The following is a 19080-nucleotide window of genomic DNA, read 5'->3' on the forward strand; positions in this document are numbered from 1 at the left end:
TTACAAAGATTGGCTTAATTCAGATCCCTGCAAGCAAAATTTTTTTCTTGGGAGGCTAACGCCTTGCTAAATAGAATATTAAATTTTAGGCAAATTTCATGGCTATTCTTAATTCTTATATTTATTCCAAAAATTTCCTTTGCTGAAACGCATGCAAATGTTCACAAAGAAAATGGGGAAGAAGTATATGAACCAAAGGCAGAAACCAAAAAGTCAACTCCAATGAAACAAAAGGAAGAAACCTCTAAAAAAAGTGTAGAAAAACAAAATTCCCACTCAGAACACAAACCATCGGGAACTGAGGCATCTAAACAAAAAGATGCTCATGCTACGGATTCACATGGTGATGAAAAAAAAGATGCTCATGCTACGGATTCACATGGTGATGAAAAAAAAGATGCTCATGCTATGGATTCAGCAAAAAGTAATATGAAAGAAGAAAAAGAACATAAATCAGGTTCACTGCTAGATAGATTTAAAAATAATAAACTTGTTACTTTAGAAGAAGAAGACCCTTACGAAGTAAGAAAACCTATGGGAATTTTTTGGTTTGCAGGAGTTTTTCTAATTTTATTAATAGTTATTTTTATTTTTACTTAAAATCTACTTGGATTTAAAATGCCTGGTTATAAAAGCTATATTGAAAATGATTTACAAAATAAAAATAATTTACTTTCACTAAATACAGTAGAGCATTTAAGAAAATTCGATAAAATCCCTAAAGACTATGCAGGATTGTGTGCAGGAATTTCATGTCTTTGGCTAATTTGCATGGAAAATTTTTGGTTTCAAAACAATAAATCTCCAAAAAATAATAAACTATACTACTCAAAGTTTTCCCGTGATTTAAAGCGGAAAAAAGATGCAATGCCAAATTTAAGCAAAGCACTAGAACAAAATAATATTGATAAAAATACTATGTTTTGTGGGCTGGCATTAGATTTCAACATTGAATGGTTTTATAATAATATTTCATCCATTCAAAGTTTTTTACATTATCCAGATGAAAATTTAAATAAAAATGAAATAATATTTATTGAAACTATTAAAGCATTATTCAAAGATATAAATAATTATTTATATTTTAGCAATATAGGCGTTACATTAATTGATAAATTAGAGTTATTTCTTGCAAATATTATCGATCAACTTTCTATCTATAATTACTTATGCATATATATAAATGCAATTAATCATGCAATGGCTCTTTTTGCAGAATTAGATAAAAGCTCATTAAATACTAAAATAAAACTAACTTTTTTTGATCCTAATATAAATAATGGTCAATTAAATATTTTTTTTAATCTCGATCAAATTTACTATACTTTAGTTGGAAAAAATTACAATGAAAAATGCAAGAATAATGTCTATCTTGCTTTCTTGAACAAAATTTCTTCTCTAGTATATAACAGTCTTTTTAATAAAAGTGATTTCTTAAAAAGCATTAAAGATAAAGAACCTATTTCTTTCCAACTTTTTACTTTTAAAGCACAACAAAAAGATAATTATGAATTTGAAGATAGAAATATCTTTGAATTGAATATAAACTATAATAACATTAATGAACTTCCTTTTTTGCTAAATGGCTGTGTACGACTAGGAAATTTAAAAGCTTTTGAATATTTGTTAGATAAACTTAGGTTAAATATAAATTTAAACTTTATTTTCCCAGATGGTTATACTCTGTATCATTTAGCAGCTATTCAAAATCAAATTTTTATTTTAAAATATTTAAATAAATTTAATCATTTAAATCCTAATATACCTTTGACAATACTTTCAAAAGAATATCCAATCCATTCTGCAATCGCAAATAAAAAAATTGAAATTCTAAAAGTAATATTAAAAAAAGGAAATATTGATGTATATTCACTAGATAAATTTTCATTATCACCAATAGGTTATTGCATATTTTTTAATAATTTAGAAGCACTAGAGCTAATATTAGCTTATCCAAATTTTGACCCAAATAAAATTTTTTGTGAAATTACAGCACTAGAATATGCTATGAACTGTGATAACTTAGAATGTTTTAAAAAAATATTATTTCATCCCAAAACCGATCCAAATACTTTAAATACAGAACAATTTTTTTGCTTATATTTAGCTTCAAGTAAAGGAAAATATAAATATGTAGAAATTTTACTTACGCATCCAAACTTAGAAATAAATAAAACAAGTATGGGTTTTACTTCCCTGCATGTCGCAGTTACACAGGATGATCCCAAAATGATCAAACTGCTTTTAACCCATCCAAAGATTGATGCAAATTTATTAAACCCATCTCACAATTCAGCACTTTTTATGGCAGTAAAAGATAAAAAAATTGATTGTATTACAGCCCTACTATCTTCAAATAAAGTTAACGTTGATAGTAGAGATGATAAAAGTTTTAACATTTTAACTTACTTAACAAGGGAAAGACTTTTTTCAGAACCTATGGAAAGGGCAATTTTAAATAAATTACTCAATGTACAAAATTTAAATCCAAATATAGCATGCTTTGTTGATGATAATACTCCACTTCATTTTGCTGTGATTAATAAAGACATTGATGTTGTAAAAAGTCTTTTAAAAATGAGAAATATCAATAAAAATTTAAAAAATGCAGAAAATAAAACCCCAAAAGAAATAGCTATCGAAAAAGGTTATTTAGAAATAGCAAAAATTTTATAATTCTAAGCTTTTCCAGCAATAGCTTTAAATGCAAGAATTTCGTTTACTCCTTCCAATTCTTTGACTGTTCCAACTATGTATATTACTTTTTTGCAATATTCATCTTTAACTTTAATTTGAACATTTTCAATTCTTTTTTCAAAATAGTGCAGAGCATGAATTATGCAATTAGATATAGTTTTTGTATCCACAAAATAAGCTGAAATATATTCAGATAAATCAGGAAGTCCAAAATCTAATACGGTCAATTTTTTTTCTAAATATTGCTCAACCGTCAATCCTGATTTTGTATTTAAAATATGATAAATATTAGAAACAATAGAATTAAGCAAAATATTTTTTCTTTTTGTTATTTTCCAAGTATCATCTCCTTTTTCTTCTATACTACTTGTATAGAATTTTTCAAAAAAAAGAGTTTCAATAATTTCTGGCATAGCTACTCTACTTTTTCTGGTAAAAGAATATCTCTTCAGGTTTTAAAATACTTTTATTGTCATTAAAAATACAGAGTTTAAAGTTTTCATTTGTAAAATTTTCCAAAACAAGCTCAAAAATAGTAACACCTCTTGCTGGCACAATATTTTGCACTTTTTCCATTTTATTTCTTTTATAACCTAGAACCCTATTTCTTATAAAAATATCTAATTTATTTTCATCACATATTATAGCATTTGAAAGCCATTCTATAGAATTACTTTCATTATCACCTATTGAACGTTTAATTCCTATATAAATAACTGAATTTAATTTAGATTGAGGAATATCTAATACATATTTAAATCCATTTTCTTGAAACAAAATTGAGTAGTATTTATCGCTAATACTTTTTTCAAGCAATTGATTCACTAATTCTAAGTTTTTTTCAAAAATGTACTGCAAGTTTTGATGATCATAAACAATAGGAGTCTGGGCAATAAAATTTTCATTAAGCTGACTTAATGCAGCAAGCAATTTAATAAGAAGCTCATACAATTGAAAAGGCGTTACTCTATCACAAGTTAAGTAAAACTCAAATAATGGCAGTATTTGATTTAAGGAAATTAAAAATAAAAAACTTTCATTAATTTGACTATACTTATTTTCAATATTATTTAAATTGTCAGAAATAATATTTGCTTTTATTCTTGTCTTATGAACTATATCTAAGCATCTTTTGTATAAGTATGATGATTTTTCTAAAAAAAGTTGGGCTGGTATATATTCTTTAAATTGCCATGTGCCATTTTGTACATGTAAATCGCACAATTTTATTTTATTCAATTGAGAATTTAATTCATTTTCTGCAGCAATAAAAACATTTGGGGTTAGGCTTGATATTTGAATTGGGTCAGATAGAGTATTTAAATCTTCAACATGCTGAATTGTTGATGAAATATATCTTGGATAATGACCAAGTACATAATTTTTTTCTGACAATTTTGGAACACATAAAAATAAACTAATTTTTTGCTTATTTGAAGATGGATCTGGTAGATTAAAAGTTAACTTTTCTTTTTCACTTTTTCCAGATTTAATATATAATCCATCTTGCATAATTGCTTCAACGTAATTAATACTATAAACATTTCTGATGATCTCAATTTGATCGATATCCAATTTAATTATTCCATACTTATTTATATCAAGGAATGTAAAATAACTATTTACTAAAGCTTCATACCTGAGATTTAGTTGCTGAAAATGATGTGGTAATAAAGGCATTCCTTCATGCCATTGAATCATTTCTGGAACTTGATTGAAATTCATTTAGTTTTCCTACCATACTAGATGCATTATTTTCTCAATAAATATTATTTAATATACTTGATTTTGTCACTAGGCATTTTTTTCATTTACTTTTTTGACACAAGTAATGAATATTTTTCTTACTAAATAAATTTAAACCATTGCTAACATAAGAAGGGGCTAAATTAAAAAATAACATAATGGAGAATATTATGGCTTCAGAAAGCACACAGCATAAAATATCCCGTATTAGAAAACCAAGAGTACAAATCACCTATGATTTAGAAATAGGCGATGCACGAGAAAAAAAAGAACTTCCATTAGTAGTTGGAGTTATTGCTGATTTGCAAGGCCATAGTACCCCTAGTAATGCTCTAAAAGAGAGAAAATTTGTTGATATCGAAAAAGCAAACTTTGATTTAGTCATGTCTAAAATTTCACCCGCTTTAAATATTTCCGTAGCAAATAAAATTAAAGGAACTGAAGGCGAAAAAAGAGAATTTAATTTAAAATTTGAATCAATTGATGATTTTAAGCCTGGAAATTTAGTGAAAAATGTAGAGTGCTTAAATGAACTTCTGGATAAAAGAAAAAGTCTTTTAGACTTAATAAGTAAAGTTGATACTAATGATAAATTACATCTTTTATTACTTGAAGCAGCAAAAGATTCAAATAAAGCAAAAACACTAATTGAATCTAAAGAAACACCACCAGAAACAAAAAATTAAAAGGAACAAAATATGTCAACAGCGTGTATTGAATTAGTGCAAAATTCTCGAATGATTAAAGATGAAAGCCAACTTGATTATGCAAAATATATAGTTTCATCATTTGCAGATGAAGTAGTTAATGGCAAATTTGGTGAAATTGTAGATTGTGAAAATTTAATTATCCCATTACAAAAAAGAATTGCAGAAATTGATCAAATCTTAACCGACCAAATTAATGAAATACTGCATCATCCTGAATTTCAAAAACTAGAAGCTTCTTGGTTAGGTTTACATAAATTTGTTTGCAATACTGAAACAGGTAGAACTCTTAAGATCAAACTTTTATCAGCTGATAAAAATGAGTTACTAAAAGATATTGAAAAAGCGCTAGATTTTGATCAAAGCGCTCTCTTTAAAAAAGTATATGAAGAAGAGTATGGTACTTTTGGAGGCGATCCTTTTTCATTACTAATTGGAGATTATTTCTTTAGCAAATCTCCAAAAGATATTGCCTTACTAGAGGGAATTTCACATGTTGCAGCTGCTGCACATGCTCCTTTTATTAGTTCTTGTAACCCTAATTTATTTGAAATGGACTGTTTTACAGAAATGCCAAATCCAAGAGATCTTGTTAGTTTATTTGAAACTTCAGGTTTTCTCTCATGGAATTCTTTTCGTAATAACGAAGATTCTAAATATGTAACTTTAACTTTACCTAGAGTAATGCAACGTTTACCATATGGAAAAGGATATTTAGAAGTTGATGAATTTAATTTTGAAGAAAGCATGAATGGCGCAGATCATACTAGATACTTATGGGGAAATCCTGCATATGTATTAGGTAACAGAATTACAAGTGCATTTACAAAGTATAGCTGGTGTGCCGCAATTAGAGGAGTTGAAGGTGGAGGCTTGGTTGATAATTTACCAGTTTATACCTATATTTCTCCAGCTGGTGATAGAGAAATAAAATGCCCAACAGAAGTTATTATTACTGATAGAAGAGAAAAAGAATTAAGTGATCTAGGCTTTATTGCATTATGTTATAGGAAAAATTCAAATCAATCTGTTTTCTTTGGTGGTCAAACAGTCGCTAAAGTAAAAGAATATGAAGATCCTGTAGCCACTGCAAATGCTAATATAGCTTTGCAACTTCCATATATCCTTGCTGCTTCAAGATTTGCACATTATCTTAAAGTGATTATGCGCGATAAAATTGGCTCTTTCACAAGCCTCGGTGAAATTTCAATTTTTCTAAATAACTGGATATCACATTACGTATTATTAAATGATTATGCTTCACAGAGCGTAAAAGCATCCTACCCGTTACGCGAAGCAAGAATTGATGTGTATGAAATTCCAGGAAAACCGGGCTGCTACCGCTCAGTTTGTTTCCTTAGACCCCATTACCAATTAAATGAACTCACTGTTTCAATTCGTTTTGTTTCTGAACTTCCACCCCCAGCAGCAGGCTAAGGAAGTTTTTAGCAATTTATAGGAGATTGATATGAAGTTTTATGATCGAGACTACTACGTTGTTCTTTTCGAAGGCGGGACTTTGAAAATTGAGGGCGATTTTCAAGGAAAAAACTATGAAAAATCAGTGGAAATATTAGAATTTAGCAAACCTATTTCCGATGAAAAACAAAGTTCACCTTCCAAGTCAGATCCAGAGGCTATGGTAGGACCTATAGAAATCACTTTAAAATTAGATGATGGAGCTTCAAGAAAAAAAATTCACAATGATTTTATCAAAGTCGTTGGTGGAAACTATGATCACTATACAAAAGTTAAAGTTTCTAAAGTATGTAAATTAAATGATGCATATAGTCCGAAACTCGAACTTGAATTAGAAAATGTAAAGATTCATGGTTATGAATCAGGAATGCGGCATGGAACATTCATTTTACATTTTACCAATGGAAAAATGACTGAAAGTGAGATTACTGACCAAGGTATTCACAAGGGCAATCTCGATTCATTTTTGATCAAGTGTACAGATCCACCTGTGGGTAGTGCTGGTGTATAATTTCATTGCATTAGGTAATTTATTCCCACCAAAAAATTTCCTCTTTTTAATAAATGAAATAAAATATAAGTAAACAATACTAGGCTGGAATTATGCTAGAACAAACAGAAAATGAATATATTGAAAATGAATTAATGTATTTATATGAGAAAATTCAAAATTACTCTAAACTTTTTCCAGATGTCGCATCAAAACTAAGATTTTCTTTAAATGGGAGCGATGATCCTCATATTCAACTCATGCTTGAGTCATTTGCTATACTGACAAGTAAATTACAAAAACAAATAGATAATAGCACATATCCTATTACAGCTAATATTTTAGATAATTTACATCACTCAGGAAATAAACCGATACCTGCTCAAAATATAGTGAAATTTGAACTAGATGAGACACAAATTAATACTTTAGTAAATGGGATCAAAATTCCAAAAAATACTATAATATATCGGAAAGTTGAAACTGAATTTTGTAAATTTATTACTGAAACAGATTTAACATTTTTACCATTTGAAGTGAAATCAGTTTCAACTGAAAAGGATTTAACAAATAGCAAAAAAATAAATTTAACAATTACTTTCAATCCTCTACAGGGAAAACAAAAACAAATTAATATTGATAGTATAAAATTTTATCTAAATGCTCCAAAATACTCTCGATCACATTTCTTAGATCTTTTATTTGATAATAATACTGAAATTTATTTTAAAGATAAAAAAAGAAATATTCAAAATAAAATTTCAAAAAATAATGTCTCTTTACCTTACTTTAAAGAGTATTCTGAGAGTTTTGAATACTATAAAAATTTTCATGATGCTGTAAAAATAATACGCGATTTTTTTTCTTTTAAAGAAAAATTTTACTATATAGAAATAATTCATGAAGAGTTTAAAAAAATTTCAGGAGAATTTGAAATTATTTTAGCATATGAAAAAAATCAAGAAAAGGAATTTTCATTTAAAAAAAATTACATTCTTTTTAACACTGTTCCAATTATTAATCTATACAAAAAAACAAGTGAGCCTTTAATTTTTGATGAGAAGAAAACTCAATATTCTGTATACTCAAACTATAGCTTGAAGAATTTTGAAACAATATTTTCTATAAATAGTGTTTATTATGCCAATAAAGAAAGTGAAGAAATTCTACCAGTTAGCTCTTTCTTGCCGAATGAAATACTGTCTAGTACTTTTTATGAAGTGAAAAGGGACCTTCTAAACCCCTCTCAATTGTTATTTAATTTTCATCAACCTATTAATAAAAGTTATAATAATACTCCTGTATTTTGTAATTTATATGTAACAAACGCAAAATATGCAGAAAAAATATATGAAAATGATTTATTTGAGACAGACTATGCATGTCCTGTAAAAAAAATATATGCCTTAAAAAATAGTAGTTCATTTATTGGAATAAATACTCAGAACAATCTTCAATGGGGACTATTGAACCTATATCAAACAAACAGCCTTCCACTTTTTGATGAAAAATATTTTCTTCAAAAAATCAGAAATATTATTGATTTATATGGTCTCAACATGCCAGAAAACTATCAAGAAACAAATGCTTTTTTTAATAGTATTAAAAAATTTTCAATAAATAAAAAAATGATAAACAAAAGCAAACGGATGATAGATGGAATGATCGATTCGTTTGAATTTAATTTCACTTTAGATAATGATAACTCTAAGTTAGATAGTTTTTGCATATTTGGAGAGTTTTTACTTTTTATTATAAAATCATATTTACCAATAAACAATGAAGCAACTATAATAATAAAAAAAGAAAATAAGATAGAACAATTTTATAGAAAATCTACTATATGAATAAACTTTCTAAAAAACAAAAAGAACTTCTAAAAAAAATTCCTAATGATTATGAGTTAATTCCTCTTCTTAATTTCCTTAGAAAAAATTTTAAAACCAATGAAGATAACTTAACATACAACATTAACTACACATTTTCAAATAAAATAAATAACATTCATGAAGTAATACTAACAAATGAGAATAACTTAAGCATTAAAGTAAATGCCAATAATTTCCTTGGAAATAAAGGAATTTTACCAGACTATTTACTTGAAATGGCAAATTACAATAAAAATAATTCTTTTAAAGAATTTTTTAATATTTTTTTCAATAAAATATTTCATCAATATTTAGAAATAATTAAAAATAGATTTATTCTTCAAAATAGGGAGCAATATTTTGAAATTTTTAAACACTTGAATTTAAGAGCATTAAATAATTCATTTTATTTTAAATTTACTTCTCTAATTAATAACGATTTTCAATCTAAAACATCATTAAAAATAATTCTAGAAAACTTCTCAAAATTAAAAGTTATCATTGAAAATAATAAAGGAAATTTTTATAAAATACCACTCAATAGACAAGCTCAATTAAATTCTATTTCTAAATTAGGAGAAAGTTCATATTTAGGAGAAAGAATGGTAATTCCTTCTAGAAAAATAGATATCATTTATACTTTAGAAAACGAAGAAAAACTTGAAGAAACTATAAAAATTATCACTAGCAGTAAAATGTTAGACATCATAAACATCTTCACTAATAAAAAAGTTTGTTATGATTTATATATTACATTTAATATTAATAAACCTATGACAATTAAAAATAAAAATAACATTCTAGGAATTAATACTTACTTAAAAAAATTTAACTCAAAATCAAACAAAATAAAATTAAAAATATTTAGGATGATAGAAGATGAATACTGATGTTACAGAAAAACTTCAGATTGAAGTATATTCAGAGATAAAAATTGAATCTATTAAAAACAAATATATAATTAATAAACTTTTATTGGCACAAAAAATATCTGAAATTGATGAATTTATAATTTCAATTATTGATACTAATAATGAAATAACAGAAAGTTTACTTAATAAAAAAATCAGTGTTTATATTGAAATACCAGACAAAATAACAGATTATCCCAAACAAAACAGAGTAATTAATTACACCGGCTACATTTACAATTTTTTCTCTGAAAATAATGAAACAAAGAATAAAAAAGAAAAAATATTTACCCTCGATGTAAAACCAAGTTTTTATATTTTAAATGAAGGAAAAAGAAGAAAAATATATCAAAATAAGTCTTGCATTGAAATAATTGAAGAAATTTTTAAAGAAAGTAACTATTCAGAATATACTCTTAATATTTCAGATAAATCTATCTATAAAAAAATGGAATACATCACCCAGTATGATGAATCCAACTTAGATTTTATTTCAAGATTATTAGAACAAAATAGAATTTTCTTTTTATATATTTATGATATCAACAAAAAAAATTGTCAATTAATTATTTCTGACAATTATGCACAATTTAAAGATGAAACAAAATCTGAATTTAATGTCGTATTTCAATTTTCATCAAAAGATAAGTTTACAGAAATATTTCCTCCAATAAATCGTGAAAGAAAAAAAATAAATTCAATTTTAGTTAATGCATATAATTACAAAATACCAAAAACTAAACTTACTAAACAACAAAAAAATGATTACTTAAATCTATTCTCAATTTATGGTGAAAATTTTGTAAGTATATCAGAAGTAGAAAATTATTTGACAACTTTACTTCTTGAAAAAAACTTCGATGCAATTAGCTTTGAAAGTTTTATAAGAAGACCTTTAGATATTGGAACAAAAATAAAGATAAAATCTAAAGACTATGCTGAATATGACGGGGAGTATATTATAGCTAGAAGAGAAATAAAAATAGAAAAAAATAAATTGTTATATAAAATTATTTTCTTCCCAGCGAACGTAAAATATGCACCTAATTTGAAACTTAAAAAACCAATCGTTAATGGAATACAATTAGCTGTTGTTGTTGGAAACAAAAATGAGAATGTTTATGTAAATAAATCAGGAACTATTAGAGTACAATTCTACTGGGATCAAGACCATGAATTTAATCAAGAAAGCTCGAACGACATTCGAGTTTCACAATTTTTTGGTGGAAGAAGCGGAGAAAATAGCTCCATGGGTGCTTGGTTTATCCCTAGAATAGGGCAAGAAGTTGTTGTTGGTTTTATCAATGGAGATCCTGATCAACCAATTATTCTTGGCTGCCTTTACAATGGAGCCAATGCCTCTCCTTTTGAAGGAAAAGAAAGTTCAGATGGATACACAAAATCAGGTATTAAAACTTGTTCAATTCCTGACGGAGAAAAAGGGCATGAGTTAATTTTTGAAGATAAAAAAGATGAAGAAAAAATAACCTTATCCTCAGCTAAAGATCTTGAAATTCTTGTAGCTAATGACTCAAATTTAAAAATACAAAAAAACTCCTTAGTTGAACTAGAAGAGGGAGATTACACATTTAATATTAATAAAGGCAATCGGAAGGTAAGCCTGAAAGAAGGAAATTATTCTATAACGATAGAAAAAGGTGAACTCATAATTGAAACAGATAAAAATATTACAATTAAGTCGAAAGAAAATATTTCTTTAAGCGCAGATAAAAATCTTGAATTAACTGCAGAAAATATTTCTCTTATAGCAAAAGATAGTATTAAAAATTCAGCAAAAAATAATTTTTTGATAGACGGAAACAATATAAAATCATCTGCAAAAACGGATACACAATTAACTGCAGCAGCCAATATGAAAATTTCAGGAGGTACAGCAACAAATTTAAAAGGACCCACGATTGGAATTGAAAGCAATTTGTCTTTTGAAATGAAAGGTACCATTGGAAAGATAGAAGCTTCTGGTCCCTTAGAAATAAAAGGTGCTATAACTAAACTTAATTAAATATAAACTGGAGTTCTTATGACTTCAACTGATAGTAATTTAGAAATAAAAGATTATTACGAAAATGGTAATTTGAAAAGTATCTGTTTAAAAAATGATTTGGGATTAAATGGTGAGTATAAAATATATCATAAAAATGGTAAAGAAAAACAAATATCTTACTATTTAAATGGTTTATTACATGGAAGAACAACTATTTGGGATGAATTTGGAAATATACTATATGAAATGGATTTTCTAGCCAATAAATTAAATGGACCTTTTATTGTTTATTCTCAAGGAATAAAAAATATTTGTATGCTATACATTAATGGTGTCTTGAATGGAAAATACGAAGTGTATTCAAGCAATGGAAATTTAATTCAGTCATCTACATACTTTAATAATTTACTTGAAGGTGAAAGCAAGTATTTTAATGAAACTGCAAATACATTGATTAAGCAAGAGTTTTATAAAAAAGGAAAACTTTCAGGAATAGTTACAACTTTCTACCCAAATCAAACTAAAATGCTAGAACAAGAATATTTAGATGGAACTTTAAATGGATTTTCAAAATTTTATTCGCTTGATGGAAGTATAACTGAATATAAAGCATATGAAAATGGAAAAGTAATTTATCAAAAGAATTTTGATTCAGCAGGAAAAGAAATTTCAAATTCAAAATCACCAACTGTAAAATTATCTTTTGCAAGTAAAATCTTTGGTAAATTGTTAAACTACAAAATCTGAGTTTGTCCAGAATTCAAAAATGAGATCAATCCACCCCACATACATATCCCTTTTGAATTTATATCTAAAGCAGGTTTTCCTCCCATTAGAACTGTTGGTGAAGTCGTCAACCAGGGAGCAGTTATAGCTGGAATACATGGTGCAGGAGTAAATACTCCCAGAGCAGCAGCTGTTAAAGCAACAACCATTGGATTTGCAGGAGATTGACACATACCAAAAGGGGGAATATTTACCATAGGTAGATTATCCATAATTTTTCCTGCTGGTGTGGGCATAAATACCATTGAGTCTGGAAGAGCATTAAAAACAGCAGGTGTCATTCCAAAACTACATTGCATTTGACCTGCTGTACAAGTTAAAGGACATGGCATTTTTACACTCCTTAATCATATTGATTATCATTTCCTTGATTACTTAATCATATTGATTATCATTTCCTTGATTAGAAAACTTTTCCTGTAATTGTGTATCCTCAAATAAAGCAAGAAGACTATTCTGATCACTAGAAATTTTTAAAACCTCAAATACAATTTCCAAAAACGAACGATTTTGCCACTTTAATGCTCTTAGTATTATTAATGGAACTGGACTGTGCGGTTCTATTTCCAAAAGCATATCAGCAAATTTTTTTAAATTGTTATAAATATCATTTCTACTCAAAGTATTATTCTCTAATTTTTCATAGTAAATTTCTTTTTCAAGATTTGGAAAATCATTTTCAGGTGCAGTAATTTTTTTAACCTCAGCATTTTTTGTAACTTTTAATTGTGATGTAATAAATTTCTTTATTTGATGAAAAATTTCAAAAATTTTAGAAAATATATTATCTTCTAATAATTTTTCAGAAAATAAAAATTCCTTTAATTTTTTTAAATTTTTTTCAATTTCTTGGATTTCATCCTGAATAATCATAAGAATTTCAAAATCATCTTGTTGAAATAATAATTGCATTGTATCTGAAAATTCTTTCTTTCCAGTATAAAGTTCTATATCCTTATAAAATATTAATTTACTAGAATTCTTAACTTGAAATAAAGGAAGCGTCTTTAATAAAAATGGTAATTTTTCATCCAGCCATAAATAGGGAGACTTTCTCGTATCGTTCTCATTGAGTAATGCTGGAAATACATTTTCCCAATATTTAGTGCTAATAGACAGTAAAAGTTCACATGAATTTGCTAAACCCAATATACCATACTGTTTTAATCTTGCTTCTAATAAATAACAACATACCATTAAATCTTTAGTTTTATTTTTCAGTAAGTCTATACATAAATGCTCTATTCTATTCCAATTTGTTTCTTTACTATCACTTACTACCCAAACTCCTAAATTTTCATTTTCAGGCTGCTGTCGATCTCTTTTGATTTGTAAAAAATTTTCGTCGTACATTACATCTTCACCACAAGGTAAATTTTTACTTATTGGTTCTAAAAGCTGAGAAATATTTAAAAGATTTATTTCCATACATTACTTCCTTCATTTTTAGAATAAGAAAAATTATTTGGGTAAGGAGCTTCCGTTGGAAAAGGAGGAATTGGTATAAATTGTTTTTCTAAATTTTCAACGCTAATTTTCATTACTATTTTTGCTAAATTAGTTTCTACTTCATCTGTATTTTTCTTGGTTTTAATTTTTTTCACTGGAATATTAAATTTTAAATAGTGTGATGAAAAATCAGAATTAAATTGATTTGAGTATTTTCTTTGCAAAGCAAAAATAGACCACTTATTGTTAAATTGAATAGTAACTTTTTTATCTAAATTCTCAATCTCATATAAATTTTTTCTCTTTTCAATTTGTAAATTTGGATAAACAGGAAAATCTTTCGCCCATCTTAAAGACACTGTTGTTGGATCAAGATATTCCCAAGAAATTTTCTTTGTTCTATTAGTTGTAGATATCTGTTTGTTTCCAAAATCAAACTCTCTTTCCACAATACTTTCTGTATTTTCTTCATAATTTTTAGAAATTTTTAAATCAACTAAAAAATTTAATTTTAATTGATCTGCCTCTGATTTAACTGGATCAAATTGAATAATTTTAAAAATATTATCTAATTTGCTCAAAAATTCAAAAGAATCTTTCCATTTGCTTTTATCCGAGATTAAAATTTTATATTTTTCTAAATCTTTGAATGAATTATACATAGAGTATAGCCTACTAAATTTATCAATATCTAATTCATCATTTGAATTTACAGGAAGATTTAAAGAAAATGGAAATTTTCCAGAAATTTCTTTATTAAAAAATAAAGCTAGTTTATCATATTCTGTTTTATAAAAATTTTCGATAAGATCATTACACTGACTTTTTAGTAAAGTTACCAAATTTTTTTGCTTTTCTAAAAAAAAGTCATAAATACTTGAATTATTATTATATTTTTCAACGTTTTCATAACAATTTAAAGTATTAATTTTTGGCATAATATTCACGATAAAATCTTGGAGAATTAGAAAACTACTATCCTTACTTTTAGATTCTAATGCTGCAATGTTATTTTTCCAAAATATTATATTTTTTAAATCATTTTGTGAAATTTCGCTTCCTAAAAATTGTGATAATTGTAATAAACTTTGAACATAGTCGGTTTTAATTTTAATAATTTCATTTTTTTGTATTTCAATAAATTCATTTAATTCTTTCATATCACTAACCATATATGCCTGGAATGACAAGTTTTCCACTCCATTCCACCATTTAAAATTTGCATTTTTAGGGGTAAAAAAACCTTTTTTATTAAAATCATCCTGAATAAATGTAAGAAAAATAGATATATCATTATTGAATGAATTTTCAATGGATTTTAATAAATTACTTGCACCAATTTCTTTCAACTTATTTAAGATATAAATATTTCTCTTCAAATTTTGATTAAATGCTAAAATTTTATCTTTTCCTATATTTTTGTTTTCATTTAAATAAGAAATATCATCTGTATGCTTAATTTTTTGACTCATTTCAAAAGAAATACTTTGCGCAGTATATTTTGTCAAAAGCATAACAAATTTCGAATTTATATTTTTAGTTTCATTACTAATAAATTTATCATATTCAAGTAGCATAGACTCTAAATATTCTAAATCACTTTCTGACCATTTATATTTATCCTGGAACTGTATATTATCAGGTAACTTTATACTCATAGAATTAATCATAAAATTTTTTTCTTTGAATTTATCTAAAGCTGCAAGTAATTCAGGAATTAATGGTGAAATTATAATTTCACCTTCATTTTTATTTTTATCTGATTTTTGTGTCAAGAATAGTGGTCCTAGAAGTTGAGAATTTAAAGAAAGTGATTTACTATTTCTTATAGAAACCGCATCTTTTATTTTATTTTCATATAACTGCAAGGAATTTTCATCACTTAAAAGAATTGATTTTTGGAGAATAATCTTAATTCTTTCTATAGGATTTAATAAGTTAGCTGGTACTTTAAAATTTCCTTGTTTAGCTGAAATAAAAGAGTTGTCAATTAATTTATTTAATAATTCGTACAATTCATTGTATTTTCTTTGTGCAATATTTAATGTCAAGTCTTTTTCTATATTATCTATTTTTTCTACCGCTGAATTTGAAATTTGAAAAAGTGAAGAGTCACCTTCAATACCTTGTTTTGCCGTGCTTAGAAGATCTAAAAATTTCTTACTAAAAACATTTTTAACTAGCCTTAAATCTATATTATCTTGACTATAGTCTTTATTTATCTTAAAAGTGATATTATATTTTTCAAATAAATCCGTCAAATCCGCATCAAGTAAGTAATTAAGAATTCTTGTAGAATCTACAATATTTACTTTTTCATTTAGCTTATTAAATAGGTCAATATAATTTTCATTTTTCCAGCATAATTCAGAAAAAATATATAATTCTTTTAATTCACTAATATTTGTATCTAATTCTAGATTATCAAGACCTCCAATGTAATTGCTCGCAAGAAGTTTATTATTCCTTTCTAGTAAAGAATATTTTATTGGCTTGATTAAATAAAAAACTAATAAATTACTATATAAATTTTCGATTCTATTGCTATATCTAGATATATAACTTACTGGATGAAATATGCTTTTAATATCATTCTCAAATAAAGGATTGTACAAATCATAGACATATACTATATTTTTTATGCTTATTTCTTTATCTTTTAATTTTAATTTATTTTGTTCATAATTTTTATCTATGAAAGAAGTCATGTAGTATATATTTTTATCCACTAAACTAACATAATCTTTTATTTTTTTGGAATAAGAAATTAAGCTAGTAGTAAATAAAATAACTAAAAATGGAAGAATAATTTTTGGATATAAAGCATAACGCTGTGCGCTTAAAAAATAATTAAATGTTGGAGCACTGAATTTTATCTCTGATAATACTTTCCTTTGGAAAAAATCTTTTATAAATAGACTTTTACCAAAATTCACATATTCAGTGGAGTTATTTTCAATACTACTTAAAAAAGAATCTGTATTTTTTGCTTTTATTGGAATTTTAAGACCTTCAGCATCAAATCCTGTTAAATAAATTCCTCGTAGTGTATAACTATGATTAAACGATTTATTATTAAAAATTATGTTAACAAACTCTTTTAATTCATTTAAATATATTTCTAACTCAAATGGAAAATTTATCGCATCTTTATTAAATTTATTCTCTTCCTCACATATTTGTCTTTCAATATTAAATTGTTTGATTTTTTCTAGAATATTACTTAAAGCTTCATCAAAAAAATTTTCCTTAAATATCGCTTCTAAGTCATAAGGATTAGACCATCCAAAAATATGATTTTTTAACTCATCATTTAATTGAGATGTAAATTGATTAAAACCATAAATATCTTCTAACTCAGTGATTAATAAATATACAGGTATTTTTAAACCAGATAAATTCTGAATATAATTTAAAATATTTTGATACTGCAATGCTAGTAACTTAATTTTTTCTTTTTTAGTTGTTTGATTTTCATAATAAATTTCGGAAATTTCAGTTATTGGAAATTTTAAAATTATAGATGAAATCGGTTTTAAGTATCTAAATTTTGCAATTGTACTAATAATTTTCTTTATATTTTTTTTAAAATCAGTAGATCCATACTTTAAAAAGATTTTTTGTTGATCTAAATCTAATAAAATATGCTCACTGTATGTTTTAATCTCAAGTAAATTTTCAAACTTTTTTTCACAATTAAAAACTAAATTTGGATTTTTAAAAATATCTCTTTTTTCTTCTTTATACATTCCAAAACTTAGAATAAAGTTTGGGCTAATCTTTTGATTATTTAATTTTTTTAAGTCTCCTATAGAAGATTTCAAATACAATAAAAATGAATCTTTTTCAAAAAATTTAAAACTTCTGAAACCTAATCTTTTTCTTCCACTTGTATGTGTTTTACTTTTTTTTAATTTAATTTTCTTAGCTTTTTTATTTTTAAAAAATATCCAGTAAAATACCAAAAATGAAGATAAAAAAACTATAAATATAAATGAGAAATACACTAAAAAGAAAAGCATTGAATTGGTTGCTAGAATTTTGTTCAAAATTAATATCATTTAACTAACTCGTTTAATATGGAATTATATTTTTCAATTTTTTCATTGCTTTTATTCGTAAAAACAAGCCAAATAAAACTTGAAATAACAAAATAAATAAAAATAGTAATTAAAATATAAAAATACCATTTTTTTATATCTGGTAAAAATAGGTCTTTAATATTTTTTGGAATATTTAATGAATTAGATAAAACAAATTCTTTTTCTTCTGTTATATTCATTTTACTATTAATTATTCTAAAAAGTTCTTTTTGATAATACTTAATTTTATCTTCTTCATTGTTTATATGATATTTCCCTTTAAAACCTAAACCTAGCAGTAGTAAATAAACATATGCTAAGTCAGAATTAAGTGTATCATTTTCCCTTATAATTTTATCTATCTTATCAAAAATAATAGTGCCAGATGACCTTGTTCCATAAAATATATATTCTAGAGTATTATCTTTCCAGTAATCGGAAATTTCATTATTTTTTTTTAAAAAAAACTCATCACTTAAAGCTATCATAGCATATTGAAATTCTAAATATAATTTTCCATTTATTCTATCATAGGAAGTATTATTAGAGACAAATAAGACAATATTTTTATAAACATCATTCCAAACTTCTTTTAATTCCGTATAAAATTCTTTTAAATCACTATTCGATTTTTCTTTAAAAAATTGGAGTTTAGAGTCTACTTTTTTTTCAAAAAGACTTAAATCAAAGCAAAATTTTTCAAAAAATTGAATATTTTTTGTTTGGAATACTGACATACTCATATTATATCCTAATTTATTGCATTATCTAATATTCTCATTCATTTTGAATTTAAACTAAGTAAATTTTGCCTTGTGTTAGATTATTGTTACTTTTAATTTTCTTAATATTAAGAAAAT

15 protein-coding genes are annotated in these 19080 nt (G+C 25.5%); 9 read left to right on the forward strand and 6 right to left on the reverse strand.

The window, feature by feature from the left end; all coding sequences use genetic code 11:
• The first annotated feature begins 63 nt into the window (after positions 1 to 63).
• Together QEJ31_RS01725 and QEJ31_RS01730 are read left to right on the forward strand one after the other, a co-directional pair.
• The gene (locus tag QEJ31_RS01725; RefSeq protein WP_280592063.1) at positions 64 to 600 is read left to right on the forward strand and encodes a hypothetical protein; all 537 of its coding nucleotides are present in this window, start codon (positions 64 to 66) and stop codon (positions 598 to 600) included.
• A gap of 18 nt (positions 601 to 618) precedes the next feature.
• Positions 619 to 2676: an ankyrin repeat domain-containing protein gene (locus QEJ31_RS01730; protein ID WP_280592064.1), complete on the forward strand. Its 2058-nt coding sequence runs from the start codon at positions 619 to 621 to the stop codon at positions 2674 to 2676.
• Between the two features lie 2 nt (positions 2677 to 2678).
• Here the strand turns inward: QEJ31_RS01730 and QEJ31_RS01735 are convergent, their stop codons facing one another.
• Together QEJ31_RS01735 and tssK are read right to left on the reverse strand one after the other, a co-directional pair.
• Positions 2679 to 3110 (reverse strand): GPW/gp25 family protein, encoded by a 432-nt coding sequence (locus QEJ31_RS01735; RefSeq protein WP_280592065.1) that lies wholly within the window; start codon positions 3108 to 3110, stop codon positions 2679 to 2681.
• Between the two features lie 7 nt (positions 3111 to 3117).
• Positions 3118 to 4422 carry a type VI secretion system baseplate subunit TssK gene (tssK, locus tag QEJ31_RS01740; protein WP_280592066.1) on the reverse strand — a complete coding sequence of 435 codons (1305 nt, stop codon included), beginning with the start codon at positions 4420 to 4422 and terminating at the stop codon, positions 3118 to 3120.
• 191 nt (positions 4423 to 4613) lie between these two features.
• Here tssK and tssB point away from each other — a divergent pair, with 191 nt between their 5' ends.
• The 7 genes from tssB to QEJ31_RS01775 all read left to right on the forward strand — a co-directional run bounded on the left by tssB (position 4614) and on the right by QEJ31_RS01775 (position 12650).
• Positions 4614 to 5129: a type VI secretion system contractile sheath small subunit gene (tssB, locus tag QEJ31_RS01745; protein ID WP_280592067.1), complete on the forward strand. Its 516-nt coding sequence runs from the start codon at positions 4614 to 4616 to the stop codon at positions 5127 to 5129.
• Between the two features lie 12 nt (positions 5130 to 5141).
• Positions 5142 to 6587, forward strand: a complete 1446-nt coding sequence (gene tssC, locus QEJ31_RS01750; RefSeq protein WP_280592068.1) for a type VI secretion system contractile sheath large subunit — start codon at positions 5142 to 5144, stop codon at positions 6585 to 6587.
• Positions 6588 to 6618: 31 nt separating this feature from the next.
• On the forward strand, positions 6619 to 7140 hold the full coding sequence (locus tag QEJ31_RS01755; RefSeq protein ID WP_280592069.1) for a hypothetical protein: 522 nt from the start codon (positions 6619 to 6621) through the stop codon (positions 7138 to 7140).
• 92 nt (positions 7141 to 7232) lie between these two features.
• A complete protein-coding gene (locus QEJ31_RS01760) occupies positions 7233 to 8966 on the forward strand; it encodes a type VI secretion system baseplate subunit TssF (RefSeq protein WP_280592070.1) in 1734 nt (577 codons plus the stop codon).
• On the forward strand, positions 8963 to 9877 hold the full coding sequence (locus QEJ31_RS01765) for a type VI secretion system baseplate subunit TssG (protein ID WP_280592071.1): 915 nt from the start codon (positions 8963 to 8965) through the stop codon (positions 9875 to 9877). Before QEJ31_RS01760 ends, QEJ31_RS01765 begins: the two co-directional genes overlap by 4 nt.
• Positions 9867 to 11921 (forward strand): type VI secretion system tip protein TssI/VgrG, encoded by a 2055-nt coding sequence (gene tssI / locus QEJ31_RS01770; RefSeq protein WP_280592072.1) that lies wholly within the window; start codon positions 9867 to 9869, stop codon positions 11919 to 11921. Before QEJ31_RS01765 ends, tssI begins: the two co-directional genes overlap by 11 nt.
• Positions 11922 to 11939: 18 nt before the next feature.
• The gene (locus tag QEJ31_RS01775) at positions 11940 to 12650 is read left to right on the forward strand and encodes a hypothetical protein (protein ID WP_280592073.1); all 711 of its coding nucleotides are present in this window, start codon (positions 11940 to 11942) and stop codon (positions 12648 to 12650) included.
• On the opposite strand, the gene QEJ31_RS01780 is transcribed toward QEJ31_RS01775, so the two are convergent.
• From QEJ31_RS01780 to QEJ31_RS01795, 4 genes are read right to left on the reverse strand one after another with little or no spacing between them, the layout of a single operon-like run.
• Positions 12638 to 13021, reverse strand: a complete 384-nt coding sequence (locus tag QEJ31_RS01780; protein WP_280592074.1) for a DUF4280 domain-containing protein — start codon at positions 13019 to 13021, stop codon at positions 12638 to 12640. The two genes, QEJ31_RS01775 and QEJ31_RS01780, sit on opposite strands and share 13 nt — an antisense overlap.
• A gap of 43 nt (positions 13022 to 13064) precedes the next feature.
• The gene (locus tag QEJ31_RS01785; RefSeq protein WP_280592075.1) at positions 13065 to 14117 is read right to left on the reverse strand and encodes a type VI secretion system ImpA family N-terminal domain-containing protein; all 1053 of its coding nucleotides are present in this window, start codon (positions 14115 to 14117) and stop codon (positions 13065 to 13067) included.
• On the reverse strand, positions 14108 to 18199 hold the full coding sequence (locus QEJ31_RS01790) for a type VI secretion system protein (protein ID WP_280592076.1): 4092 nt from the start codon (positions 18197 to 18199) through the stop codon (positions 14108 to 14110). Before QEJ31_RS01790 ends, QEJ31_RS01785 begins: the two co-directional genes overlap by 10 nt.
• On the reverse strand, positions 18196 to 18963 hold the full coding sequence (locus QEJ31_RS01795; RefSeq protein WP_280592077.1) for a DotU family type IV/VI secretion system protein: 768 nt from the start codon (positions 18961 to 18963) through the stop codon (positions 18196 to 18198). The genes QEJ31_RS01790 and QEJ31_RS01795 overlap by 4 nt, the downstream gene beginning before the upstream one ends.
• Positions 18964 to 19080: the final 117 nt, after the last annotated feature.

This window comes from Pigmentibacter sp. JX0631, from assembly GCF_029873255.1.
In the GTDB taxonomy this organism is placed as follows: Bacteria; Bdellovibrionota_B; Oligoflexia; order Silvanigrellales; family Silvanigrellaceae; genus Silvanigrella.